23 protein-coding genes and 1 tRNA gene are annotated in these 23,926 nt (G+C 64.0%); 12 read left to right on the plus strand and 12 right to left on the minus strand.

The genetic code is table 11. The features are described from left to right. The first annotated feature begins 28 nt into the window (after positions 1 to 28). The gene (locus tag ABD928_RS06875) at positions 29 to 244 is read left to right on the plus strand and encodes a hypothetical protein (protein ID WP_187713696.1); all 216 of its coding nucleotides are present in this window, start codon (positions 29 to 31) and stop codon (positions 242 to 244) included. 100 nt (positions 245 to 344) lie between these two features. Here the strand turns inward: ABD928_RS06875 and ABD928_RS06880 are convergent, their stop codons facing one another. After that, positions 345 to 1,232 carry an FkbM family methyltransferase gene (locus tag ABD928_RS06880; RefSeq protein ID WP_187713695.1) on the minus strand — a complete coding sequence of 296 codons (888 nt, stop codon included), beginning with the start codon at positions 1,230 to 1,232 and terminating at the stop codon, positions 345 to 347. Positions 1,233 to 1,294: 62 nt separating this feature from the next. After that, a complete protein-coding gene (locus tag ABD928_RS06885; RefSeq protein ID WP_345167366.1) occupies positions 1,295 to 2,074 on the minus strand; it encodes a hypothetical protein in 780 nt (259 codons plus the stop codon). Between the two features lie 223 nt (positions 2,075 to 2,297). Between ABD928_RS06885 and ABD928_RS06890 the strand changes: the two genes are divergently transcribed. From ABD928_RS06890 to ABD928_RS06905, 4 genes are all read left to right on the plus strand, one after another. Then, positions 2,298 to 4,091 carry an aminopeptidase P family protein gene (locus tag ABD928_RS06890; RefSeq protein ID WP_345167369.1) on the plus strand — a complete coding sequence of 598 codons (1,794 nt, stop codon included), beginning with the start codon at positions 2,298 to 2,300 and terminating at the stop codon, positions 4,089 to 4,091. Between the two features lie 203 nt (positions 4,092 to 4,294). Then, positions 4,295 to 4,369 (plus strand) — tRNA-Thr (locus ABD928_RS06895). 47 nt (positions 4,370 to 4,416) lie between these two features. Beyond that, positions 4,417 to 5,418 carry a threonine aldolase family protein gene (locus ABD928_RS06900; RefSeq protein ID WP_345167372.1) on the plus strand — a complete coding sequence of 334 codons (1,002 nt, stop codon included), beginning with the start codon at positions 4,417 to 4,419 and terminating at the stop codon, positions 5,416 to 5,418. Beyond that, on the plus strand, positions 5,415 to 6,341 hold the full coding sequence (locus ABD928_RS06905) for a DMT family transporter (RefSeq protein ID WP_187713692.1): 927 nt from the start codon (positions 5,415 to 5,417) through the stop codon (positions 6,339 to 6,341). Before ABD928_RS06900 ends, ABD928_RS06905 begins: the two co-directional genes overlap by 4 nt. Here ABD928_RS06905 and ABD928_RS06910 read toward each other — a convergent pair whose 3' ends face one another. After that, complete coding sequence (locus ABD928_RS06910; RefSeq protein ID WP_345167375.1) at positions 6,342 to 6,755, minus strand: DUF6491 family protein; 414 nt, start codon at positions 6,753 to 6,755, stop codon at positions 6,342 to 6,344. A 101-nt stretch (positions 6,756 to 6,856) separates the two neighbouring features. On the opposite strand from ABD928_RS06910, the gene pepN reads away from it, so the two are divergent. After that, positions 6,857 to 9,490 (plus strand): aminopeptidase N, encoded by a 2,634-nt coding sequence (gene pepN / locus ABD928_RS06915; protein ID WP_345167377.1) that lies wholly within the window; start codon positions 6,857 to 6,859, stop codon positions 9,488 to 9,490. On the opposite strand, the gene ABD928_RS06920 is transcribed toward pepN, so the two are convergent. The 4 genes from ABD928_RS06920 to ABD928_RS06935 are packed head-to-tail and all read right to left on the minus strand — an operon-like array spanning position 9,487 to position 12,957. After that, the gene (locus ABD928_RS06920; RefSeq protein WP_345167379.1) at positions 9,487 to 10,104 is read right to left on the minus strand and encodes an ABC-type transport auxiliary lipoprotein family protein; all 618 of its coding nucleotides are present in this window, start codon (positions 10,102 to 10,104) and stop codon (positions 9,487 to 9,489) included. The genes pepN and ABD928_RS06920 overlap by 4 nt on opposite strands. Further along, a complete protein-coding gene (locus ABD928_RS06925; protein WP_345167381.1) occupies positions 10,101 to 11,054 on the minus strand; it encodes an MlaD family protein in 954 nt (317 codons plus the stop codon). Before ABD928_RS06925 ends, ABD928_RS06920 begins: the two co-directional genes overlap by 4 nt. Further along, the gene (locus tag ABD928_RS06930; protein WP_345167384.1) at positions 11,054 to 11,860 is read right to left on the minus strand and encodes an ABC transporter ATP-binding protein; all 807 of its coding nucleotides are present in this window, start codon (positions 11,858 to 11,860) and stop codon (positions 11,054 to 11,056) included. The genes ABD928_RS06925 and ABD928_RS06930 overlap by 1 nt, the downstream gene beginning before the upstream one ends. Beyond that, positions 11,857 to 12,957 carry an ABC transporter permease gene (locus ABD928_RS06935; protein ID WP_187713689.1) on the minus strand — a complete coding sequence of 367 codons (1,101 nt, stop codon included), beginning with the start codon at positions 12,955 to 12,957 and terminating at the stop codon, positions 11,857 to 11,859. The genes ABD928_RS06930 and ABD928_RS06935 overlap by 4 nt, the downstream gene beginning before the upstream one ends. Before the next feature lie 95 nt (positions 12,958 to 13,052). Here ABD928_RS06935 and ABD928_RS06940 point away from each other — a divergent pair, with 95 nt between their 5' ends. From ABD928_RS06940 to ABD928_RS06955, 4 genes are read left to right on the plus strand one after another with little or no spacing between them, the layout of a single operon-like run. Further along, positions 13,053 to 14,171, plus strand: a complete 1,119-nt coding sequence (locus tag ABD928_RS06940; RefSeq protein WP_187715720.1) for a CDP-alcohol phosphatidyltransferase family protein — start codon at positions 13,053 to 13,055, stop codon at positions 14,169 to 14,171. Next, positions 14,168 to 14,935: an NTP transferase domain-containing protein gene (locus tag ABD928_RS06945; RefSeq protein WP_345167388.1), complete on the plus strand. Its 768-nt coding sequence runs from the start codon at positions 14,168 to 14,170 to the stop codon at positions 14,933 to 14,935. The genes ABD928_RS06940 and ABD928_RS06945 overlap by 4 nt, the downstream gene beginning before the upstream one ends. Further along, entirely contained in the window at positions 14,932 to 15,597 is a 666-nt protein-coding gene (locus ABD928_RS06950) for an HAD family hydrolase (RefSeq protein ID WP_187715717.1), read from the plus strand. Before ABD928_RS06945 ends, ABD928_RS06950 begins: the two co-directional genes overlap by 4 nt. A 1-nt stretch (position 15,598) precedes the next feature. Then, positions 15,599 to 16,663 (plus strand): winged helix-turn-helix domain-containing protein, encoded by a 1,065-nt coding sequence (locus tag ABD928_RS06955; RefSeq protein WP_345167391.1) that lies wholly within the window; start codon positions 15,599 to 15,601, stop codon positions 16,661 to 16,663. Here the strand turns inward: ABD928_RS06955 and ABD928_RS06960 are convergent. From ABD928_RS06960 to lgt, 5 genes are all read right to left on the minus strand, one after another. Then, positions 16,660 to 17,964: a cystathionine gamma-synthase family protein gene (locus ABD928_RS06960; protein ID WP_187715714.1), complete on the minus strand. Its 1,305-nt coding sequence runs from the start codon at positions 17,962 to 17,964 to the stop codon at positions 16,660 to 16,662. The two genes, ABD928_RS06955 and ABD928_RS06960, sit on opposite strands and share 4 nt — an antisense overlap. Before the next feature lie 80 nt (positions 17,965 to 18,044). Further along, the gene (gene pgeF, locus ABD928_RS06965) at positions 18,045 to 18,815 is read right to left on the minus strand and encodes a peptidoglycan editing factor PgeF (protein WP_187715713.1); all 771 of its coding nucleotides are present in this window, start codon (positions 18,813 to 18,815) and stop codon (positions 18,045 to 18,047) included. After that, positions 18,812 to 19,321 (minus strand): GNAT family N-acetyltransferase, encoded by a 510-nt coding sequence (locus ABD928_RS06970; protein WP_345167394.1) that lies wholly within the window; start codon positions 19,319 to 19,321, stop codon positions 18,812 to 18,814. Before ABD928_RS06970 ends, pgeF begins: the two co-directional genes overlap by 4 nt. Continuing rightward, positions 19,318 to 20,358: a class I SAM-dependent methyltransferase gene (locus ABD928_RS06975; RefSeq protein WP_345167396.1), complete on the minus strand. Its 1,041-nt coding sequence runs from the start codon at positions 20,356 to 20,358 to the stop codon at positions 19,318 to 19,320. The genes ABD928_RS06970 and ABD928_RS06975 overlap by 4 nt, the downstream gene beginning before the upstream one ends. Then, complete coding sequence (lgt, locus tag ABD928_RS06980; RefSeq protein ID WP_187715712.1) at positions 20,295 to 21,173, minus strand: prolipoprotein diacylglyceryl transferase; 879 nt, start codon at positions 21,171 to 21,173, stop codon at positions 20,295 to 20,297. Before lgt ends, ABD928_RS06975 begins: the two co-directional genes overlap by 64 nt. 63 nt (positions 21,174 to 21,236) lie before the next feature. On the opposite strand from lgt, the gene ABD928_RS06985 reads away from it, so the two are divergent. Further along, on the plus strand, positions 21,237 to 22,901 hold the full coding sequence (locus ABD928_RS06985; protein ID WP_345167400.1) for a class I adenylate-forming enzyme family protein: 1,665 nt from the start codon (positions 21,237 to 21,239) through the stop codon (positions 22,899 to 22,901). After that, positions 22,898 to 23,902, plus strand: a complete 1,005-nt coding sequence (hemH, locus tag ABD928_RS06990) for a ferrochelatase (protein ID WP_345167403.1) — start codon at positions 22,898 to 22,900, stop codon at positions 23,900 to 23,902. Before ABD928_RS06985 ends, hemH begins: the two co-directional genes overlap by 4 nt. Positions 23,903 to 23,926: the final 24 nt, after the last annotated feature.

A 23,926-nucleotide genomic window follows, 5' to 3' on the forward strand; every position in this document is an offset into this window, starting at 1 on the left:
AGCCAAAGTTAATGAGCGGGAGCGTTTTGTGAGTCGGAATCTTTCGTCCGTGGCCTCGGCCGCGGCCAACGAATTTGATGTCGTTCGCGGTCCGGCCGCGGCGCAGGCGAAGCCGGTTTCGCGGCTATCCGCAATCGCCGGGCAAATCCTCGACGTTCTGAACCCCAGCACGCCGGGTAAGGCCGAGATGCGCAATTGCGATGCCAAGCGCGCGGCGATGCTCAAGGACCAAGCGCACCGTTAAGACAGGTTTGCGCGCTCGGCTCTGACAGAGCCGGCGACCGGACTAACAGAGCCGAACGCGCGGATGCGCAACACAGTTTGGCTGAGAAAGTTCCGATACTTTATCTCCGTATTCTGACGAATTCCGTGTCGCGGACTGCGGCACTCCGCTCCGACGGCACCCAAAGGACGTTCGTGTCGCTGTCCAGGCGACCGACTTCGAATGGCTCTAGCTTCGCTCGAAAGTGCCTCAGGCCCGCAGCCTGATTGAAGTAACGAAAGCCTGTGTAGGAAAGCCGGTCGAAAGACCTGGCGAGATGCTCGACGGTCGAGCCGCAGCGCTCAAGATGCCGCGCGATCACTTCAGTCGACACCAGCGGGCGCAAAGTCGCGATCGTTTCGGAAATGGCATCGACAACGTGAGCCTCATAGCCTTCGACGTCGATCTTGATGAAATCGCAGCGGTCCAGTTCGGCGAGCCTGCTGCCATCCTCGATCGCGATTTCAAACGATCGTCCTGCCGTAGATCCTGAGGCTGCTCCCAGGCTCGCTTCTCCGTGATTGGCCTCCGGCACAAACAAACTTGTCCGGCCCGCTTTCGGGCCGATCGCGCTTTGGCGCACATCGACATTTTCAAGCCCGTTCCGTCGCACGGCTGCATCGAGGATGGCGGCCACTTCTGGATTGGGTTCGTATGCGACGATCCTGCCCGCAGGCCCGACGGCGCGCGCAGCGGTAAGCGTCGCCATTCCGACGTTGGCACCGATGTCCACGAAGGTGTCGCCAGGCTTCAGGAGGGTCAGCAGGATCGACTGCGTATCCGCCTCGTTCCAACGGCGCAGGAAAAAGGCGATGCGGCCAGTGAAGATCGAAAGGTCGCACGGCATGTCATAGCCGTGGACGTCGCCCTTGACCCAGCGCAGGCCAGCCTTGCTCCAATAGTCTTCGTGAGCAGGATCGTTGATGAAGTTGCGAAGGATCGCGCCGCGGCCCGGGAACCCGGTCCTCATGATCGGCCTGAGCGCGGACACGACCAGGCCGTAGCCACTCGCCCCCGCTGGCGTTTCTGCCCTCAATTCAGCCCGAACCTGTCGAATTGCCTCGCCATATAGCTCCCGGCCGGAGGCCGCGACTTGGCGAGCTCGCGGAGTTGCGAGTTGTAGAGGTGGATCCCGCGCGTTGCCGGCGTGAGCAGCGCATCCACTTCTTCCGCCGGCCCGTAGAGCTTGGTGACGTCCCTCCAGCTTAAGGGATAGAAGACCTCCGGCGCCGCCGCGAACTCGCTCAGCCGGTGCTTGCCGACGAGATAGCCAAGCATGCCCGGCCCAAACGTCCCCCACGGATAATCCTGGAGGCGCAGGCGTCCTTCCTTCAGGCGTCGCAGGAAGTATTGGGCGGACCGACGCGGGCCGTACCAGGGCGGGCAACCGATCCGCTCGGGAAGCGAGACGAGATCCTCGACCAGCGGGGAGTCCGGCGGCGCGAGCATCACCGCATTGTTGACGGTCCCCTGCTCCTCGGTTCCGAAAACATAGGGCTGATCGAGATCGAACGGACGCAGCACGAGCACATCGAGGTCGACCCAATAGCCGCGCCCCTGCCGAAGCATTTCGTAGCGCCAGAAATTTGCACCCAGGGCATAGGAATTGCACTCGGCGTAGGCGAGCAGGCGGTGACGCGGCATAACCTCCGCCGCGTCGCGAACTTCCGCGCCATCCGGCACGCCGCGCAGCTTGTCGGGTTCGTAGGAGTAAACGTGGTACGGGTGGCCGGCAGCAAGCCCGGAGAGCACGCAAAGCTGCTCCAGTTTACCCAGCTGATCGCCAACCCAAAGCGTGTTGAGCACTTGCATTCATTTGCCTCGGCACTGAGAACCCAATCGAACCAACGGAACCGTCAGGAGAACGTGCCGTCCTGTTCCTCACTTTGTCCTACATTCGGGGCAGTCCAGCAGACGCTAGCATGTGTCGGCCTGACGACATATCGGTCCAGCTTCGAAGGGGTTCCCCAGCCTAACCTGGATTAGGTCGGCAGAGGAGCTTGTTGCGATGGTCCGACGGGCTTAGTGAGCTGGCATGTCCAGCTATGCAGATCGCCTAAAGGCCCTTCGCGAGCAGCTTGCGGCCGACCAGCTCGACGGCTTCGTCGTTCCGCTGACCGACGAACATATGAGCGAATATGTCGGCAGCTATGCCCAGCGGCTAGCGTGGCTGACCGGTTTCGAGGGGTCCGCGGGTTCGGCAGTCGTCCTGCCGCAGGAAGCCGCGATCTTCGTCGATGGGCGGTATACTCTGCAGGTGCGGCAGCAGGTCGACGGCAAGGACTGGTCGTACCAGTCAGTGCCGGAAACCAGCGTCGCCGATTGGCTGAAGGACCATGCGCCGCAAGGTGCGCGGATTGGTTACGACCCTTGGCTGCACAGCCGGGACTGGGTGAAGAAAGCGACGGAATCGCTGGCGGCGCGCGGCGCGGAGCTGATCGCGGTCGAGCAGAACCCGATCGACAAGGTCTGGTCGGATCGGCCTGAGGCGTCGAAAGCGCATCTGGCGGTGCAGCCCGAGAAATACACCGGCCGCTCTTCCGCCGATAAGCGCCAGGAAATCGCAGATTGGTTGACCGAGCAGGGCGCCGATGCGGCTGTGCTGTCGGCGCTGGATTCGATTGCTTGGGCGTTCAACGTGCGTGGGCAGGACGTTTCGCGGACGCCGGTGGCGCTGGCGTTTGCGCTGGTCCGTTCCGATGGCACCGCGGACCTGTTCGTCAATCCGGAGAAGATCAGCGCCGAGGTCCGGCAGCATCTCGGAAACGGCGTTCGGCTGCACGACCGCAACGCGTTCGAGGCGGCGCTTGGCGAGCTGAAGGGTCAGACCGTCGCGGTCGATCCGGAGCGCGCAGTGGCGGCAATCTTCGAGGCGCTCGACAAGGCCGGCGCGAAGATCATCCCGGTCCGCGATCCGACCATCCTCCCCAAGGCGATCAAAAATGCGGTCGAGATCGCCGGCCAGAAGTCGGCGCAGCACCGCGACGGCGCAGTGATCTCGCGGTTCCTTCGCTGGGTCGAGACCGAAGCACCGAAGGGCGAAGTCGACGAACTGAAGGCGTCTGACCATCTGGAAGCGCTGCGTCGCGAGGACCCGGAGCTTCGCGATCTGTCGTTCGACAGTATTTCCGGCGCCGGCCCAAACGGGGCGATCGTCCACTACCGGTCGAGTGAGAAGACCAACCGCAAGCTCGAGATGAACTCGATCTACTTGATCGATTCAGGCGGGCAGTATCTTGACGGCACCACCGACATCACCCGTACTGTCGTCGTCGGCGAGCCGACCGACGAGCAGCGCGACCGCTTCACGCGAGTGCTGCAAGGGCACATTGCCGTTGCCACCGCCATCTTCCCGAAGGGTACGCGGGGGACTCAGCTCGACAGCTTCGCGCGTCGGCCGCTGTGGGAAGCTGGCTTGGACTACGCCCATGGCACTGGCCACGGCGTCGGAAGCTTCCTCTCGGTCCACGAGGGGCCGCAGCGCATTTCGCCCGCGGGAAGCGCCCAGGCCGGCGGCGATGAGCCGCTGAGGGCGGGCATGATTCTTTCGAACGAGCCCGGCTACTACAAGACCGGCGAGTACGGCATTCGCATCGAAAATTTGGTGCTGGTCGTCGAGCATCCAGTCGAGGGCGCGGAAAAGGAGACCCTCGGCTTCGAGACGCTGACCTTCGCCCCGATCGAGCGGCGGCTGATCAAGAAAGAGATGTTGAGCGCGAAAGAGGTGGAGTGGGTAAACACCTACCACGCGCAGGTGCTGGAGAAGATCGGGGCGCGGCTGACCGGGGACGACCTCGGCTGGCTCGAAAAGGCCTGCGCGCCGATCTAATCGCGCTTCGGCTCGCCCGGCTTCAATTCTCGCGCCTGCGCTTTCCTGCGCCGCAGGTTCTCGCGTAGCGCCGCGGCGAGCCGTTCCTCGCGTTCCTTGTCCTTGCCCGACATGCGGCCCACCTACGCGTTCGCTGTTGAGGCGGGCAAGTCGGGTTGACGGGCGCGGGTCGCTTGGCCATAGCGCCCGCTCCTCCGGTCAGTGCTGCCGTAGCTCAGTGGTAGAGCGCATCCTTGGTAAGGCTGAGGTCGTGAGTTCAATCCTCACCGGCAGCACCATTTCCCCAGATTGACGCGCGCTGAAGCGGCCGCCATGCGGCTGAGACATGCGCTTTTTCTCCGACAATGCGGCGGCCGCGCACCCGGCTGTGATCGAGGCGATCACGCGCTCGAACCGGCTGGACACGGCCTATGACGGCGACGCGCTGAGCCAGAGCCTCGACCGCGCATTCTCCGAGGTTTTCGAGACCGAGGTTCGCGCTTTCTGGGTGCTGACAGGTACGGCGGCGAATTGCTTGGCGCTGGCGGCGCTATGCCCGGGGTATGGCGGCATCGTCTGCCATCGCGACGCGCATATCGAAGTCGACGAAGCGGGCGCTCCGGGATTCTTCGCCGATGGGGCCAAGCTGATTCTGGTCGACGGACCCGGCGCGAAGCTCTCCGTCGAATCCGTCGATGGGGCGATCGGCCGCGTTCGCAAGGACGTGCATCAGGTACAGCCCAAGGCGCTTTCGGTCACCAACGCGACGGAATACGGGCTCGTCTATTCGGCGGATGAAGTTGGCGCTCTCGGCGAAGTCGCCAGGCGACACGGCCTCAACTTCCACTTGGACGGCGCTCGCTTTGCCAATGCTGTCGTCAGCACCGGCGACTCGCCGGCCGACCTGACGTGGCGCGCCGGCGTGGATGCCTTGAGCTTCGGGTTCGTGAAGAACGGCGGCCTCAACGCAGAGGCAATGATCCTTTTCCGGCCGGAGCTCGCGGACGAGATTGCCGTTCGTCGCAAGCGCGCCGGGCATCTGGCGTCCAAGGGCCGCATGTTCGCTGCCCAGATCCTGGCACTGCTGGAAGACGACCGGTGGCTCGCCAATGCGCGCTCGGCAAATGCGATCGCGCAAACGATCGCCAAGGCGACAGGCGAGAGGCTGATCTACCCCGTCGAAGCCAATGAGATCTTCGTTCGGGCAACGCCGGCAGAGGCTGAGTCGCTTCGAGCAAAGGGCTTCGATTTCTATGATTGGGGGCCGGACGAAATCCGGCTGGTGACGAGCTGGGACCAGGGCGGCGAGCCGGTCGAGCAACTCGCCGCGGCCATCGCCGCGCTGTGAGCCAACCGCGATCGACCTTCGCCGAGGTCGGCCTGCCGTTCATCATCTTCACGGCGATCTGGGGATCGACCTGGATCGTCATCCGCGACCAGCTCGGGACGGTGCCGGCGCAATGGTCGGTGACCTATCGGTTCACCATCGCGGCAGTGGCGATGGCAATGGTTGCGCGATGGAGGGGCGAGAGCCTGAACCTCGGACGCGCCGCCATCCTGCCTGCGCTGTTCCTCGGGTTCGCGCAGTTCTGCATCAACTTCAACGCCGTCTACCTGGCGGAGCGACACATCACGTCGGGAGTGGTCGCCATCATCTTCGCGCTGCTGCTGATCCCCAGCACGTTGATGGCCTGGGCATTCCTCGGACATCGGCCGAGCGGACGCTTCGTCTGGAGCTCGCTGGTGGCGATTGCGGGCATCGTCTTGTTGTTCGCACACGAGTTCGAGCAGCATTCGGTAAGGGCCGATGAGATTTCAGTCGGCATCGGCCTGGCTCTCCTCGGGATGGTCTCGGCCTCAGCCGCGAACGTGTTCCAGGCGCGAAAGGAGGTTCGCCGCTTCCCGCTGTTTTCGATGCTAGCCTGGTCGATGGCGGCTGGAGCGGTCATAGACGCCGCGATTGCGTTCTTCATGGCCGGGCCGCCGGTCTTCGAGGACCGGCCGGGCTATTGGCTCGGTGTCCTCTACCTTGCCTTGCCCGCGTCAGTGCTGACGTTCAGCCTCTACTATCCGGTCGTGCGGAAGATCGGGCCGGCGAAGGCCGCTTATTCCAGCGTTCTTGTCCCGATCATTGCCATGGCCTTTTCGACCGTACTGGAGGGCTATCGCTGGACGCCGATCGCCATTGCCGGCGCTGTGCTGGCGCTTGCTGGGATGCTGGGTGCCCTTACGCGCGGGCGGAACGTGGTGGTCCCGCCAGACGCGGCCTGATCACTTATAGTATTTGAGGGTCTTGGCTTCCTCGTCGCTGATGCGGGTGACGGAGTTCACCAGGCAACGTTGCGGGCCCATCGGCGAGTCCTTGACGATCAGCTCGGCGTCCATCCCCGAACAAATGAACGAGCTACCGCTGCGCGAGACCAGTGCAACGCGATTGACCCAGTTGATGTTCTGGCAGGCCCCGGCAAACGTGAGCCGATAATAACGGCGAACGCCCACCTGAATATCGACCGCATCGGTCCCATGAGGCGTGAAGCTGCTCACGTTTCGCGCGTTGAAGCAGTCACGGCCCGAACTGGATGAGGCTGCGGAAGCCGTACCGCCCGCGGCGTCCTGCTGGGCGCACGCGGCGGCAAGCGCTGAAAGGGCCGCAAGTGGGATGAGGATATACGCGGATCGAATCATCGGCTGCTCCTGCTGCGGATGGTGCTACGTCCAGGTCCGACCGCCTATAACAGGGACTTAGCCTCATTGCCTAGCAATGGCCGTCGCCCTAAGTCGCGGCGATGGCCGATGTACGAACCCTCCCGGACGCGGAGACAGCACCCGAGGCCCCGCCCTCGCCGACCCACGCCACCATTCGCCGGGAAGATTATCGGCCGCCCGATTGGCTGGTGCCGGAAATCGCGCTGAACTTTACTCTCGGAATCGAGCGGACGCGCGTCCAGTCGAAGCTCAGCGTGATGCGCAATCCAGCGGCGTCTGGCGGCGCTCTTCTTCGTCTCAACGGTGACGACCTGAAGCCGCTTGGGGTCTGGGTCGATGGCCAGACGTCCGACGCCTGGGAGATGGACGGCGGCGACTTGGTCGTGACGCTTGATGGCGATGCGCACGAGGTGGCGATCGAAACCGAGATCAATCCCGCCGCCAACAGCAAGCTGATGGGGCTCTACGCCTCCAACGGCATGCTGTGCACGCAGTGCGAGGCGGAAGGATTCCGGCGCATTACCTTTTTCCCGGATCGCCCGGATGTGCTCAGCAAGTATCGGGTGCGGATGGAGGCCGACGAGGCCAAGTTCCCGATCCTGCTGACCAACGGCAACCCGATCGCCACCGGCAAGTTGGATGGCGGGCTCCACTGGGCAGAATGGGAAGACCCGTTTCCGAAGCCGTCCTATTTGTTCGCCCTGGTTGCGGGCGACCTCAAGGCCAACCGCGACAGTTTCACCACCATGTCGGGGCGCAAGGTCGATCTTGCGATCTGGGTGCGCGAAGCGGACCTGCCCAAGACCCAGCATGCGATGGGCAGCCTCAAGGCAAGCATGGACTGGGACGAACGTGTCTACGGCCGAGAATATGATCTGGACCTGTTCAACATCGTCGCCGTGTCTGACTTCAACATGGGCGCGATGGAGAACAAGGGCCTCAACATCTTCAATTCGGCCTACGTCCTTGCCGATCCGGACACTGCCACCGACGTCGACTTCGACAATATCTCGCGGGTGGTCGCGCACGAATATTTCCACAACTGGTCCGGCGATCGCGTCACGTGCCGGGACTGGTTCCAATTGAGCCTCAAGGAAGGCTTCACCGTCTTCCGCGACCAGGGCTTCTCGGCGGACATGGGCAGCGCGGCGGTCAAGCGCATCGAGGATGTGCGGATCCTGCGCATGGTGCAGTTCCCGGAGGATTCGGGGCCGCTTGCCCATCCTGTCCGTCCCGACAGCTACATCGAGATTTCGAACTTCTACACGGCGACCGTCTATAACAAGGGCGCCGAGCTGATCCGCATGTTTCGCACCGTGCTGGGACCCGAGAAGTTCAGGGCCGGCACCGACCTTTATTTCGAACGTCACGACGGTCAGGCGGCGACCTGCGACGACTTCGTCAAGTCGCTGGAGGATGCGAGCGGTGTCGACCTGTCCGCGTTCAAGATCTGGTACAGCCAGGCCGGCACGCCCCAGATCGGAGCGCGTCTGGACTACGACCCTGACGCAGGAACGGCCACACTCCTGCTCGACCAGCGCGTCGCTCCGACGCCGGGGCAGCCAAGCAAGCAGACGATGCCGATTCCGCTGAGGACGGCGCTGATCGGCGAGGAGAGCGGCACCGAAATTGCGCCCGAGCAATTGGTGATGGTCGACGGCCTTAGCCGCGAGGTTCAGTTCGAGGGGCTGAAGGAAGCGCCCTTGCTGTCGATCAATCGCGGCTTTTCGGCGCCCGTCGTGATCCACGGCTCCCGGCGCGACGGGGAGCTGGAGCGCCTTGCCCAGACCGACACCGATCCCTTCGCCCGTTACGAAGCGATGCAGGAACTGGCGTTCACCGCCTTGCTCGACGGAGCGAGGGGCGAACAGCCGGACTTCGAGCCGCTGATCCGGGCCGTCCGCAACACTCTGCAGTCGAACGAACTCGATCCAGCGTTCAAGGCCGAAGCGATCCTGCTTCCCCAGGAAGCGGTTGTGGCCGAGCGGCTGGAGGTGGTCGATCCCGACGCCATCCACGCGGCGCGGGAGCAATTGCGGGCAGCGCTCGGGATGGCGCTGTTCGACGAACTGTCGAAGGCGCAATCGGCGGTGAGCGGGTCGGGGGCCGACCTTTCGCCATTGGCCAAGGGTACGCGCCGGCTCCGCACCGTTTCGCTTGGACTGATCGCTGGCGGCAATCCGGCCGAGGGCGCTCGCCTCGCGAAGGCGCAATTCGACGCAGCCGACAACATGACCGATCGCCAGGGAGCGCTTGGAATTCTGGTGTCGCTCGATGGTCCGGAGCGGGCGGACGCCTTGAAGGCGTTCCATGACCGCTTCGAAAACGACCCCTTGGTCATCGACAAGTGGTTCGCGCTGCAGGCGGCGGCGCAGCGGCCCGGAACGTTGGACGAGGTCGAGCGGCTGGCGTCCCATCCGGCTTTCACGATCCAGAACCCGAACCGGCTTCGCGCGCTCGGCGGAAGTTTTGGAGCGAACCACTGGGTGTTCAACGACGCCTCGGGGCGAGGCTACCGGTTCCTTGCCGACCTCGTCATCGCAGCGGACAAGATCAACCCACAGATTGCAGCGCGCCTGGTTCCTCCGCTCGGACGCTGGCGGAGATTCGAACCGAAAAGGTCGGAACTGATGCGGGAGCAGCTGGAGAGAGTCGCGAACTCGCGCGGTCTTTCCCGCGACGTCTACGAGCAGGCGAGCAAGAGCCTGGTTTAGGGAGCCTGCCGGTTCCCGACCCAGCCGGCGACGTCGTGCGCAACCTTGTTGGCGGCCTGGTTAAGCGCGGGTCCAACGCCTGTTGATGAGCCATCCGAGGGCACGGTAGCCTCGAAGCGTCGCGTCTCGACCCGCGTTCCGCCAGCCGTCGACAGCGCGCCATCGAACCTGACAACTACTTGGCCGCTGCCGGCGTCGAAACCGAATTCCTGGAGCTCTCCTGACACGATCAGCCCCGGATCGAGACCAGTCATTCCCGGATCGAGCACCACGCGGTTGGTCGTCCGCCGAATTGTTTCTGCAACAAGGTTGGCAAACAGGCGGTCCGGTGTGTCGATCCACTGCGCATCGGTCACATATTGAACGTCGGTCGGGCTGACCCGGACGGGGATGCGCGTCGTCCGAAGCTCCTTGGACACCACCGGTGTGCTTACGGTCACCGACTGACCGGCATTTGCGGCACGCGTGAACTCGCCCGTCGGCGCGGCATCCGGCGTCAGCGTCAAAAGCGATGCGGGGGCCTTCCCGCCGCCGCCAAGAGCTCCACTCAGCGAGCATGCGCCGACAGCTAGCGCCAGCGTCAACGGACCCAGAACACGCGCCGCCAGTCTCATTTCTGCTTCCTCGGATTGTAGTCGGGCAGCTTTTGCGGACCCAATGTGCCGCCGATTCCACCCTGCTCGACGCGCTCGGACACGCCCTTCAGCGATTGCGTCAGATCGCGAAGGTCGCGGATCAGGCGGTTGGCTTCGGGCAAGGTCGACTTGCTGAAGTTCTGCACGCCGGGGCGTGCGTCGCCCAGCACCTTGTCGAGATTGTCGGCAGCGCTCTGGACCGAGGCGATCGCCCGGTTGAGGTTGGCCATCGCCGGCTTCGCATCTTCCTGCAGGATACCGTTTGTCGTGTTGGCGACTTCGCCCCACTTCTGCGCGGCGACGCCGGCCTCGCGAGCCGCGATGCGGGCATCGCCGATGGCGTCCGCAAGCTCGGGCGCGCGATCGGCGAGGACCTTGGTGGTGCGGTCGACGTTCTCGAGGATGTCGGAAATGGCGTTCTGATTCTTGTCGCTGAGCAACTCGGTCAGCCGCTCCGTCAGCCGCTGGATCCGGTCGATCAGTTCCGGAGCGCTGTTCAGCAAGGCGCCGAGACCCCCCGAGCTGGCCGGCACGACCGGGCAGCCCTGTGGTCCCGCCTGCGTGATCGGGCGTGCGCCCTTTACGGCGCCGCCGAGCTGGATTTCGCTCACACCGGTGAAGCCGACACCCTTGATCTGGGCGGTCGTCCCCTGAAGCACGGGGGTTTCATTATCGACTTCGATCCTGACCCAGACGAACTCCGGACGATTCGGAAGGAGCGAGATCTTGCCGACCTGCCCGACAGGGACACCCGAGAAGGACACGCTGGAACCCTTGTTGAGTCCGCTCACGCCCTGGGCGAAGTAAATATCGTAGCACTTGGTCTGCTTGCTATTCAGACCGGCGATCCAGACGGTGAACAGCAACAGCCCCGCGAGCATCGCAAGGGTCACAGCGCCGACCATCACATAGTTCGAACGCGTTTCCATCAGGCCTGCGCGTGCTCCTTCGCCGTATCCGCCGCGGCCCGACCGCGCGGCCCGTTAAAATATTCTTGTATCCAAGGATGATCCAAAGCCAAGAGTTCCGGTATCGTTCCGACCGCAATGACCTTCTTGTCCGCGAGTACGGCGACCCGGTCGCAGATCGCGTAAAGCGTATCGAGATCGTGCGTAATGAGGAAGACCGTCAGGTCCAGCCGCTTCTGCAGCCCAAGGATAAGGTCATCGAAAGCCGCCGCCGATATGGGGTCGAGGCCGGCCGTCGGCTCGTCGAGGAAGAGGAGCTCAGGATCGAGCGCCAGAGCGCGGGCCAGGCCAGCGCGCTTGACCATGCCGCCCGACAGCTCTGACGGATATTTGGGTCCGGCATCTGGCGGCAGCCCACCCATCGCGATCTTGTAGGACGCGATTTCGTCGAGCAGCGGCGCCTTGATGTAGGGAAAATACTCGCGGATCGGGACTTCGACGTTCTCGGCCACGGTCAAGGTCGAGAACAAGGCGCCGTTTTGGAACAGGATGCCCCAGCGGCGGCGGATGTTCTTCGCTTCATCCTCCTCGCGGCCGACCATGTTCTCGCCGAGCACCTCCACCTCGCCCGCCGCAGGGGTCTGAAGTCCGATGATCGACCGCATCAGGACGGACTTGCCGGTGCCGGACCCGCCAACCACGCCGAGGATCTCCCCGCGGCATACGGTCAGGTCCAGATCCTCGTGGATCACCTGGTCGCCAAAGTGGTTGGAAAGGCCCCGAACCTCGATGACCGGCACACAGCCTTTTGGCGTTTCGATGCTCATCCCCAACCTATCGAGCTGAAGAAGACGGCGAAGACTGCATCGAGCACGATCACGAGAAAGATGGACTGCACCACCGCGGTCGTCGTCCGCAGGCCGACCTCTTCGGAATTGCCCTCGACCAGCATGCCCTGGAAGCAGCCGGCCAAAGCAATGATGAACCCGAACACCGGAGCCTTGATCAGGCCGACCCAGAGGTCGGTGATCGGAATCACTTCCTGGAGGCGTTGAACGTAGGTCAGCGGCGGGATCCCCAGCGACAGCCAGACGAAGATTCCGCCGCCGAGCAGCGACATCAGCATCGCCCAGAATGCCAGCAGCGGCATCATGATGACGGCGGCGATCAGGCGCGGAATGACCAGCGCTTCGATCGGCGAGACTCCGATCGTCTTCATTGCGTCGATTTCCTCGGTGATCTTCATCGTGCCGAGCTGGGCCGCGAAGGCCGAGCCGGACCGGCCCGCGACCATGATGGCGGTCATCAGCGTTCCCAGCTCGCGGACGGTGATGCGACCGATCAGGTTGATGGTGTAAATCTCCGCTCCGAACTGCTGGAGCTGGACGGCGCCCTGCTGGCCGATCACGATTCCGATCAGGAAGCTCATCAGCCCGATGATTCCGAGCGCTCTCACGCCGACGACGTCGAAGCGCTGAACCACGGCATTGAGCCGGAAGCGCTTGGGCCGGGTGGTCACGTTGGCAAGGCCGATCAGGGTCGCGCCGAAGAAGCCGAGCAGGCCGACCAAGGTGCGCCCGGTCTCGGCGATCCACTCGCCAAGTTCGGAGATGGCGCGCGTGAAGCCTGGGCCTTCCTCCGGCCGGACCTGCACGGGCTTGTCGTATTCCGCGACCTCGTGAAGCAGGCCTTCGGTCTCCGCACTCGCGCCCACGACCTTGACGTGACGGTCGCGAACCGCGCGGTAGATCAGCCAGGCGCCGACCGTGTCCATCCGCTCGACGCCGGACAGGTCGATCGTCAACGGGTCGGCTTCCGCATCGATCTCTCGCTGGATGCTCGCCGCGCGCGTGATCGTCAGCGTTCCTCTGATCCGTAGTGTCGGATTCCCGCCCTCGGCGGTGGATGCGGCTGAGGCGACCATTCGGCGCGGACACTGCCCTCAATCAAACTTACGGGCAAGGGGAGCCAGTTAACGCCACTTTTCTGCCCGGATTCTTGCCTCTAAGCCGGGCGGTAATGGCAACCGATCAGCGCACCCTTTTCGTCCCTGTCGGCAACAACCCCGCCCAGCTGTTCGGGATGGATGCGCAGACTCGCGCTTGCCGGATCGCGGAGAACATCGGGCTGGAAGCTTCCGACAGTGCGCGTCCCAGCCGCCACGTCGTGCTCGCAAACATGGACTTTGCATGGGACCCGGCGTGGCTTCGCGAGATTTCGAACCGGTCCGGCGCGGCACTGACCCTAAGCGGGACGCCGGTGCTCGTGAATGTGCCGGCGGATCGCGATGCGGGGGCCGCAATAGCGGCAATCGAAAGCGGCGAGACGCTGGCCGGATACGAGCTGATCGACGCCGAGACCGGCGAGTTGAACAACGAGCAGCTCCGCAAACGCGAGCGGCCGTTCGTCATGCCCCTCGATCCGGCCAATCCCATCCTCGTCGAGAAGGCGGCGTACGACGGCGCCTACAAGGGTGTGACCGACATCCTGACACTGTACCTGTGGCGAAAGCCGGCGTTCCACCTGACTCGCTGGGCCGCGCAGGCGGGCATGACGCCAAACATGGTGACCTTGATTGGCGCGGTCGGCTGCGTGCTTGCATTCTATCTGTTCTGGATCGGCAGCTACTGGCTGGGGATCGCCGCCGGGTTCGTGTTCATGGTGCTCGACACGGTCGACGGGAAGCTGGCGCGGTGCACCGGCGCTTCGTCGAAGTGGGGCAACGTCTTCGATCACGGCATCGACCTCATCCATCCACCGTTCTGGTGGTGGGCCTGGATCCACGGGCTCGATGCCTACGGCACGCCCATCGAGCCGGTTTATGCAGTGATGCTGCTGTGGGCGATCGTCGGCGGCTACGTTGCGCAGCGGATCATCGAAGGCGTCTTCATGCGCAGGTTCGGGCGGATGCACATTCACGTGTGGCGTCCGATCGACAGCAAGTTCCGGCTGATCACTGCGCGGCGTAATCCGAACATGGTCATCCTGTTCTTCGCGCTGCTGTTTCAGCGGCCCGATACCGGCATCGAGCTGGTCGCGCTGTGGACGCTCGTCTCCCTCATCTTCCACGCCGTCCGGCTGGCGCAGGCGAATGCCGCCCACGATCGCGGCCAGAAAATCGTGTCCTGGCTGGCATGAGCGCGGCGACCGCGGTCGTCCTGGCCGGATCGCGGCCAGGCAAGGACCCCTTCGCCGAAAGCTACGGCACCGACCTGAAAGCGCTCATACCGGTCGGCGGCGAACCCATGGTGCGCCGGCCGGTCGAGGCCTTGCTGCAAAGCGAGGGAATCACCTTGGTGCGCGTTCTCGCCCAGCAGCCCGAAAGAATTCGCGACGTGCTCCCCGAGGACGCCCGCATTTCGGTTGAGGCGTCCGGCGACACGATTGCCGCTACGCTGGAAAAGATGTGCGTCGATCCGAGTGTGCGTTGGCCGATCCTAGTGACCACTGCCGATCACGCCTTGCTGACGCCCGCGATGATCGCAGACTTCCTCGGCAAGGCTGCGGGGGCGGACGTCGCGATCGGCCTGGTTTCACAGGCCGCGCTGCTGAAGCGCCTTCCGCAGACCAAGCGCACGTGGCTGAAATTCCGCGGCGGTGCCTACAGCGGGGCGAACCTGTTCCTGCTCGGCAGTCCGAAGATTCGTTCGACGCTGCAGCTATGGGGCTCCAACGAGCAGAACCGGAAGAAGGCCATCCGGATGCTGCTGACGCTCGGCGTCTTCGGGTTCCTCGGAGCGCTGTTCCGTCTCCGCACGTTGCAGCAGACACTTGATGGCGTTGGGCGCAAGCTCGGCCTCAACGTCCAAGCGGTCGAACTGTCCGACCCGCTGGCGGCAGTCGACGTCGACAAGCCCGCCGATCACGAGTTGGTCACGGCGATCCTCGAAGGCCGCGCATGACCGACTTCGCGATCTACGACATGGACCGGACCGTCACGCGCCACGCGACCTACACGCCATTCCTGATCCATTGCGCCCTGCATCGCGCGCCGTGGCGGCTGGTGCTCATCCCGCTCGTGATCGCGTCGATGCTCGCCTACGTCCTGAAGCTGATCGATCGCGGCCGGCTGAAGGAGATCAATCATCGCTTGCTGCTTGGGTCGAAGCGGCATCCGAACGAGTTGAAGCCGCTCGTCGACAGTTTCGCCGAAAAGACCGCCGCATCGAATGTCCGACCCGGGGCGCGCGCGGCGATCGCACGAGACAAGGCGGAAGGACGGCGTGTGGTCATGGCAACCGCCAGCTATCGCCTTTACGCACAGGCGATCGGGGACCGTCTTGGCTTCGACGATGTGATCGGCACCGGCTCGATCATCGGCCTCGACGAACGCGTCCACGCCAAGATTGACGGCGAGAATTGCTACGGTCCGGCGAAGCTGCGGATGGTGACCGACTGGCTATCGAAGAGCGGTTTCGAGCGGGGTCATGTGCGCTTCTATTCGGACCATGCCAGCGACGCGCCGGTGTTCGAATGGTCCGACGAGGCTGTCGCGGTGAACCCGCACGACCGATTGGCAAAGCTCGCGAAAACGCGCGGTTGGGCCATCGAGGACTGGAACTGAGGTGAGCACGCGGTTCAAGTTCGACCGATTTGAGGTCGACGCCAATCAGCGACGGCTGACCAACGGCGGCGATCCGATCGAGGTCAACAGCCGCTACCTGGATGCGTTGATCCTGATGCTTCGCAATCCTGGGCAGCTGATCACGCGCGATCGTTTCCTCGACGACGTCTGGAAGGGCGTTCCGGTCACCGATGAAGCGCTCAGCCAGTGCATCACCAACCTTCGCCGATTGCTTGGCGACGAGGCGAGCAAGCCGCGTTTCATCGAGACGGTTCCGAAGCACGGCTACCGCTTCATCGCGCCCGTCGAGGGCAAGCATGTCGAGACTCGCATCGGGCGCCAGATCACCTTCCCGGCGGACTGGCTGGGCGGCGCTTCGTTGATTGCAGCCTGCGCCATCGGGGGCGCGCTCGCTGGCGTCGTTGGTGGTTTTGTCTACGGGCTTGGAGCGACGCCCGACCCGCTCCGGCCTGCAGTCGGCGCAGCATCGTTCCTGATGGTCATGCTCTCGATCAACATCCTGGCCGGCGCCATCGGCGGCTTCGCGATCGGTTGCGGTATGGCCGCGGCCCACCGCGCTGCCGGCAGGAGCTGGATCTCGACGACCGCTGGAGCTGCGATCGGTGGCCTCGTGATCGGCGGCGCGGTCAAGATGGTTGGCGCCGACGCCTTCAGCGTGCTGCTCGGCAAGACACCAGGCGGAATCGCCGGCGGGTTCGAGGGGATGCTCCTCGGCGGCGCGGTCGGCCTTGGGTCGCACCTCTCGCTCGCACGCGTCCGGTCGTGGCCGTCGATCTCGGGAGCGGCGCTGGCGGGTGGCGCGATGGGCGCCGTTCTTCCCCTCATTGGCGGCAGGCTGATGGGCGCCAGCCTGGACTCGCTGGCGGCGACCTTTCCGGAGTCGCCGCTCAACATCGATGCACTAGGCCGATGGTTCGGCGAGACGCACTTCGGGATCATCGCTCAAATGGGCTTTGGCGCCTTCGAAGGCTTCGTCTTCGGGACCGCGATTACCGTCGCGATCCGCTATGCCAACACCCTGCTGAGCGAGCTCGACGCCCGCTAGACCGAGCGCAACGCGTTCTCGAAATCGGCGATCAAATCGTCGGGATCCTCAACGCCAATGGAAATGCGGACCAGATTGTCGGTGATGCCGAGCGCCTGCTTGCGCTCGTCCGGAACCGACAAATGGGTCATGGCGGCCGGAGCGCTGGCCAGCGTCTCGGTCCCGCCGAGGCTGACGGCAAGATGCGCGATCTTCAAGGCATCGAGGAACGCGAAGGCCTCCTTCTCGCCGCCCTTGAGGTACAGCGAAAAGGTCGAGCCGGCACCGAGGCAGTGACGCCGATAGATGTCCGCCTGGCTCGAGCCCTCGTCCAGGAAGCCGAGGTAACCGACGCTTTCCACCTTCGGATGATTACGCAGGAAGGCGCAGACCTTGGCGGCATTTTCACCCGCACGCTCCATGCGAAGTTCGAGCGTTTCAAGGCTGCGCAGCAGCATCCAGGCGGTATTCGGGTCGCAGATGGTGCCGATCGTGTTCCGCATCATACGGATCTGGTCGATCAGGCCCTGTCGCCCGACCAGGCCGCCCGCGACGAGGTCGCTGTGGCCGCCGGCATATTTGGTGAGGCTGTAGACGCTGATGTCCGCACCCTGCTGGATCGGATGCGCCCAAAGCGGACCGAGGAAGGTATTGTCGATCGCGATCGGCGGGCGCTGCGCTTCAGGGAAAGCGGCGTTGCGGGCAGCAGCAACCGCCTCGACGTCGACGAGCGCGTTGGTCGGGTTGGCCGGGCTCTCCAGGTAGATGAGCGCGACCCGGCCCTTTTCCTTCGCCTTGGCGATCACCGCATCGATTTCTTCGCGCGACGCACCCGACGGGAAGTCGAGGTAAGACACGCCGAAACGGCCGAGGATCTTGGCGATCAAAGTCTCGGTCGCCGCGTAGAGCGGGCCGGAGTGAACGACGACGTCTCCGGGCTGGACGAAGGTCAGGAGCAATGTTGCGATGGCCGACATGCCGCTGGAGAAAGCGAGCGCGTCGTCCGCGCTTTCCCAGACGGCGAGGCGGTCTTCGAGGATTTCCTGGTTCGGCCCGTTGAAGCGCGAATAGATCAGGCCTTCGGCGCCACCCGGGCGCTTGCCGGTGACGCCTTCGAAGAACCGCTTTCCGTCCGCGGCGCTGTCGAACACGAAGGTCGAGGTCAGGAACACTGGCGGCTTCAGCGAGCCTTCGCTCAAGGCCGGGTCGAAGCCGTAGCCGAGCATCAGGGTCGAGGGCTTCAGCTTGTGATTGCCGATGCTGGTGGGGGATTGTTTCGGGCGGCGCTTGGACGTTCCGCTAATCTCGTCTTCGGTAGGCAAAATTCGTCTCCTGTTCGCGGCGGGCCTTAGCGCGTCACCGCGCAAGAGGCCAATCAAGTCCGCGGAGCCTGCCCATAAGTTCAGCTTTTCGTCGGAAGGCCGATCAGGGCGATCTGGCGCCCGTAGGATGGCTCATTCCGGTGCGTCGAACGGCGATAGCTGAAGAAGCGTTCCGGATCGGCGTACGTGTCGAGCGCAAGCGCCTCCGACCGTGCAATGCCGGTCCGCGAAAGCCGATGGAGGATATAGCCGGGCAGATCGAAATGCGGCTTTCCGCCAGGCCCCGCAACGAAGAAGCGCGCATTCTCGCCGTCATCTTTTGCGAGGCGTTCCCGGAAAGCCTCGTCGACCTCGTACGATGACTGCGCGATGGTGGGCCCGATCGCCGCGACGATGCGGTCGCGGCTCGCGCCCAGTGACTCCATCGCGTTGATGGTCGCTTCGTTCACCCCACCGAATGCACCCCGCCAGCCGGAATGCGCGGCGGCCACCATCCCCGCGGCTTCGTCCGCGAACAGAACCGGCGCGCAGTCGGCGGTCAGCACGCCGAGCAGCAAGCCGGGCCGGTCGGTCACCATGGCATCGGCATGAGGCCGCTCGTCCTGCGGCCATGGCTCGGCGGCATACACGACTGTCGGCGAGTGGATTTGATGGACGGTCGCCAGAGCGGCCGACGGGAAGACCGCTTCGATGGCTCGTTGGCGGTTTTCCGCGATGTGCTCCGGAACGTCGCCGCTGCCATAACCGACGTTGAGGCCCCACATTTCGCCTTCCGAGACGCCGCCCTGGCGCCCGAGAAAGCCGTGCGGAATGCCGGCGAGCAGTTCGGACCGGAAGGGTTCGACGCTCACAGGCTCTTGCGCATGATGAGGTCTTCGTCGGCCTGTTCGCCGACCATGAACGCGTAGGGCCCGACCTCGACGAAGCCGTACTTCTGGTAGAAGCGGCGGGCCCGGTGATTGTCGGTGTAGACGGTCAAATAGAGGTCGGTTGCCCCGCGCGCCTTCGCTTCGGCCAGAACCCAGTCCATCAACTCCCGCGCCGCCCCCGCCCCGCGCCATTCGTTCATGACGTAGAGTTGACGCAGCTCGACCCAGGGCTCGTTCGTGTCGACCGGAAGTTCGGGCGGCCCCATCTTCGCAAAGCCAATCGGCTGGCCGTCGGATTCGGCAAGACGGAAGACGAAGCGGTCGTCGGCAAGCTCCGCCCTCCACGCCTCGAGGGTGAACTTGGCGAGGAACGCTTCCAGGTCTTCCGGCCGATAAAGGTGCGCGAACGTATCGATGAACGTTGCGCGGAAAACGCGGTCCACCGCTTCCGCATCTTCGAGCCCGGCGCTGCGATAGCTAAGGTTCATTCCCCGAATCCTGCAGGCACTGGCCAGTCCGGTGAACGGATTGCCATGACCTTGAACAACTGCCCCATCTGCTCCTCGTGGCAAAGCCGGTCGACCGCGATCTCGAGCTCCTCGACGCGCTGGGGGTTCGCGGTTGCAAGAGCTGCCGCGCGCGCGCCGATGCCGAGACTGTTCAGCCAGCTACCCTGCGTGACGACTTTCGTCACGGCCGCCCCCGCATCCTTTGCAACGCGGCCGAGCGCTTCGAAATCGACGTGGGCGGTCAGATCCTGCTCACCCGGGTCGACCAGCGTGGGCACATAGCGATGGCCACGAACGGCCTGCAGCGTATCGCCAGGAGCGCTGCGGTCGTGGCCGTAGTCGATGACCAGAGCGACACCGCCACATTGCGTCAGGCACGTGGCGATCGCCGAAACGGCAGCCTCCTGCACCGGCGAGTCTTCGACGATTTCCCCGTCGCGGTCGAATGCCAGGCCGCCCGCCGCAATCGTCACCTTCCGTTCAACGCCCGACACGAACTGCCGCACCGGCAACGCATCGAAGAACTCGTTGGCGACGAGGAGGAGGGGAGCGGCAGGAAGATCCTGTAGTGAGTCGTGCCACTGGGCATCCGGGACGTTTCGTGCCTGATGATCCCGCAGAATGGGGCTCATCTCAACGAGGTGGACCTCGCCGGAAAAGCCTGCACCGCGAAGGACACGAAGCGCGTCCGCCGCCAGCGTGCCTCTGCCGGGGCCGAGCTCGGCGTAGATCGCATCGGCAGGCTTCCCGGCATTCACCCAGACGTCCGCAAGCGCCGCGCCGACCATCTCTCCGAACATCTGGGAGATCTCCGGAGCGGTCGTGAAATCGCCGTCGCGGCCGAGCGGATCGCGCGTCGCATAATAATAGGAATTGCAGGCTTCCATGTAGGCCTCGACCGTAATCGGGCCCTCAGCCTGGATTCGCTCCCGAAGCGCCCGCTCCAGCGGAGTCAGGCCACGCTCTCCGACCCGGCGATGGGTTCGACACGCTCGCGTCGGCCCTTCGCGGTCCACATCAGCCACGCGCCGAGAATGATCATCGGCAGCGACAGCCACTGTCCCATGTGCAGGCCAGTTGCCTGCGCAAATCCGGTGAGCTGCGCATCGGGTTCGCGCACGAATTCGACGAGGAAACGGAACAAGCCGTAGAAGAAGGTGAAGGCACCGACGAGCTTGCCCGGTTCGTATCGCGACTTGGTCTTCCAGAACATGACCCAGAGGATCAGGAACAGGACGATTCCTTCCAGGCCCGCTTCGTATAGCTGGCTCGGATGGCGCGGCGGGCCATCAACCGTCACCCCTGCAACCACCTCGGGAAAGCGTACTGCCCAAGACACGTCGGTCGGTGCGCCCCACAATTCGTGATTCACGAAATTGGCGAGCCGGCCGAAGAACAGTCCGAACGGCACGCAGCAAGCAACATAATCGTGCACGCGAAGCCACTGCAGCTTCTCCTTTCGGCTGAGATAGAGAATGCCGAGCACCGTCCCGATCATCCCACCGTGGAAGGACATGCCGCCGTCCCACAGCTTGAAGATGTCGAGAGGGTGCTGAAGGTAATAGCTGAGGTTGTAGAACAGCACGTAGCCGATGCGGCCGCCGAGGATGACGCCAAGGGCGCCGTAGAAGACGAGATCATCGACATGACGCCGCGCCATTGGCGCGCCGGGCTGCTTGATCAGCTTCAGCAGGTACCAATAGGCAAGGAAGATGCCGGCCAGATAGGCGAGGCTGTACCAGCGCAGCTGGAAGAACCCGAGGTCGAGCGCGACTGGATTGAGGCCGAGATCGTTCCAAACGATTGCGCCGATTACGGATTGTATCGCCAAGGTCTTCCCCGATTATGGACAGCGCCTCATAAGGTTGCGAAGCGGAAAGGCAAAGGAGAAGGGATGCCGTCGGAGCTCGACCTTAAGTTCGATGACATGTTGGCGAGGGTCGTCGGGCCCGGCGGGCGGCTGATCATTGGCGAAGACCAAAAGGGCCGGTCGATCGTCACAAATTTCCCGGCAACGTTGCCGTCCTTCTTCCGAACGTTCTGCGCACTCAATGCCCAGGTCGAAGCGATCGTCGCAGGGGATGAGCGACTGACCTTCGCCGATCTCGACCAGTGGTCCGAACAGCTAGCCCACGCACTCGCGTCGCGCGGTATCGCGAAAGGCGACCGCGTCGGCATTGCGATGCGCAACTGCCCGTCCTGGGTCGTCAGCTACATGGCCATCGCCAAGGCCGGAGGGATTGCGACCCTGCTCAACGGCTGGTGGCAGCCGCACGAGATGCAACATGCGCTCGACATGGTCAGCCCGAAGCTGATCATCGCCGACGCGCCGCGCGCGAAGCGGATCGAAGGCGTTTGCGGATCGTGCAAGCTGGTGACGCTGCCGATCGAACAGCCGCTCTCGGCTGCACTGACGCCGCTCCTCGATGGCGTCGAGGCCGGGGCTAGCCTGCCTGAGGTCGAGCCCGACGACGATGCGACGATCCTGTTCACGTCGGGATCGACGGGCGAATCCAAGGGTGCGCTTTCCACCCACCGGGCCGTTACGACTGGCGTCTATGCCTATGCGACTGGCCTGATCGTGCTCCTCGGCATCATGACCGAGGAAAACCGCGCGCCGACATCGAAGCGGACCCTGATCAACGTCCCGCTTTTCCACGTCACTGGCGAAGTCCCGGTGATGCTCAACAGCTTCGTGATCAGCCGGACGATGGTGATGATGGCGAAGTGGGATGCGGGCGAGGCGCTCCGGCTGATCGAGAAGGAAGGCATCACCTACTTCGTCGGTGTGCCGACAATGAGCCTGGAGCTGATGAATCACCCCGACCGCAACAAATACGATTTGTCGTCACTGACAGACATCGCGGCGGGCGGCGCACCGCGGCCGGTGAGTCATGTCGAGCGGTTGGGCAAAGAATTCCCGAAGGCGCAGCCTGCGCTCGGATATGGACTGACGGAGACCAATGCCGTCGGTTGCTCCAACTTCTGGGGCAATTACGCGGCCAAGCCGGATTCCACCGGACGGGCGCAGAAGCCATTCGTCGATCTTGCGATCCTCGGAGCGGGCGATGCGCATCTGCCGCCTTTCGAGCGGGGGGAAGTCGCCATTCGCTCGGCCGCCAACATCAAGTGCTATTGGGATGACCCCGCAGCGACATCGGCGGCGTTTACGGACGACGGCTACGTGCGGACCGGCGACATCGGATATCTCGATGAAGACGGCTACCTCTTTATCGTCGACCGCAAGAAGGACATCATCATCCGGGGCGGTGAGAACATCCCCTGCGCCGAAGTCGAGGCGGAAATTTACGCCTGCCCGGCCGTCGCCGAAGCCAGCGTGTTCGGGATGCCTGACGAACGGCTTGGAGAGGTTCCGGTCGCGGTCGTTTATGTGGAGGAGGGCAACCAGCTCGACGATGCCGAGCTTCGGGCTTTCCTTGAGCCGCGCATTTCCGCATTCAAGATCCCGGCCCGGTTCATCTTTGTCGACGATCCGCTGCCGAAGCTCGGGACGGGCAAGATCGACCGCGTTGCCATCAAGGCGCAGTACCGCCGTTGAAGCCTGCCAATCACCCGCAAGTTGCACACGGCCGCGTCGGCGTACTGCTGATCAATCTCGGCACACCCGATGCACCGGAAGCAGCCGCCGTGCGCCGCTACCTCGCCGAGTTCCTCAGCGACCCGCGGGTCATCGAGATACCGCGCATTGCCTGGCTACCGATCCTTCACGGCATCATCCTGCGCACCCGGCCGAAGAAGTCCGCGCACGCGTACAAGCAGGTCTGGACTGAAGAAGGGTCACCGCTCGCGGCCATTACCAGGCGCCAGGCAGAGGCCTTGGCGAAGCGCCTCGGCGAGGACGTCATTGTCGATTTCGCGATGCGCTACGGCAATCCCGGAATCGGCAAGGCCATCGAGAATTTGGCCGCGCTCGGCTGCGAGCGAATTCTCGCGGCGCCGCTCTACCCGCAATATTGCGCAGCAACGACGGCCAGCGCGCTCGACGCGGTGTTTGGCAAGGTCGCCTCGATGCGGCGGCAGCCGGCCCTGCGAACGCTACCGCCCTATTACGACGATCCACTCCACATCGATGCGCTGAAAGCCAGCCTCGAACGTCAGCTTGCCGCCCTGGGTTTCGAACCCCAGCGCCTGTTGCTCAGCTTTCATGGAATGCCGCAGCGGACGCTCGAGCGCGGCGATCCCTATCATTGTCATTGCCAGAAGACCGCGCGTCTCCTGAGCGAGCAACTGGGCATCCCGACCGACATTGCTTTCCAGTCGCGATTCGGGCGCGCGAAGTGGCTTGAACCCGCAACGGACAAGGTGCTCGCCGACTATCCGAAGGAGGGCGTCACGCGGATCGCGATCGCAGCGCCGGGCTTTGCCGCCGATTGTGTAGAGACGGTCGAAGAGCTTGGAATCCGGGGGCGGGAGACGTTCCTATCCGCGGGCGGAGAGCATTTCGCGCGGCTCGACTGCCTCAACGATGCGCCTGAATCGATGGACATGCTCGAAGCGCTGGTCCGCCGTGAACTTGCAGGCTGGACCGTAGAATCATAAGCCCGGTCCCGGAGAGAGACAGGG

The organism is Sphingomonas daechungensis, from assembly GCF_039543105.1.
Classification (GTDB): Bacteria; Pseudomonadota; Alphaproteobacteria; order Sphingomonadales; family Sphingomonadaceae; genus Sphingomicrobium; species Sphingomicrobium daechungense.

Coding starts and splice junctions, on each gene's coding strand:
- ABD928_RS06920 (WP_345167379.1), bottom strand. CDS start 10,104: ATGAGACTGGCGGCGCGTGTTCTGGGTCCGTTGACGCTGGCGCTAGCT.
- ABD928_RS06885 (WP_345167366.1), bottom strand. CDS start 2,074: ATGCAAGTGCTCAACACGCTTTGGGTTGGCGATCAGCTGGGTAAACTG.
- ABD928_RS06925 (WP_345167381.1), bottom strand. CDS start 11,054: ATGGAAACGCGTTCGAACTATGTGATGGTCGGCGCTGTGACCCTTGCG.
- ABD928_RS06970 (WP_345167394.1), bottom strand. CDS start 19,321: ATGAACCTTAGCTATCGCAGCGCCGGGCTCGAAGATGCGGAAGCGGTG.
- pepN (WP_345167377.1), top strand. CDS start 6,857: ATGGCCGATGTACGAACCCTCCCGGACGCGGAGACAGCACCCGAGGCC.
- ABD928_RS06930 (WP_345167384.1), bottom strand. CDS start 11,860: ATGAGCATCGAAACGCCAAAAGGCTGTGTGCCGGTCATCGAGGTTCGG.
- ABD928_RS06940 (WP_187715720.1), top strand. CDS start 13,053: ATGGCAACCGATCAGCGCACCCTTTTCGTCCCTGTCGGCAACAACCCC.
- ABD928_RS06890 (WP_345167369.1), top strand. CDS start 2,298: ATGTCCAGCTATGCAGATCGCCTAAAGGCCCTTCGCGAGCAGCTTGCG.
- ABD928_RS06880 (WP_187713695.1), bottom strand. CDS start 1,232: ATGAGGACCGGGTTCCCGGGCCGCGGCGCGATCCTTCGCAACTTCATC.
- ABD928_RS06985 (WP_345167400.1), top strand. CDS start 21,237: ATGCCGTCGGAGCTCGACCTTAAGTTCGATGACATGTTGGCGAGGGTC.
- ABD928_RS06900 (WP_345167372.1), top strand. CDS start 4,417: ATGCGCTTTTTCTCCGACAATGCGGCGGCCGCGCACCCGGCTGTGATC.
- ABD928_RS06910 (WP_345167375.1), bottom strand. CDS start 6,755: ATGATTCGATCCGCGTATATCCTCATCCCACTTGCGGCCCTTTCAGCG.
- ABD928_RS06950 (WP_187715717.1), top strand. CDS start 14,932: ATGACCGACTTCGCGATCTACGACATGGACCGGACCGTCACGCGCCAC.
- ABD928_RS06935 (WP_187713689.1), bottom strand. CDS start 12,957: ATGGTCGCCTCAGCCGCATCCACCGCCGAGGGCGGGAATCCGACACTA.
- ABD928_RS06945 (WP_345167388.1), top strand. CDS start 14,168: ATGAGCGCGGCGACCGCGGTCGTCCTGGCCGGATCGCGGCCAGGCAAG.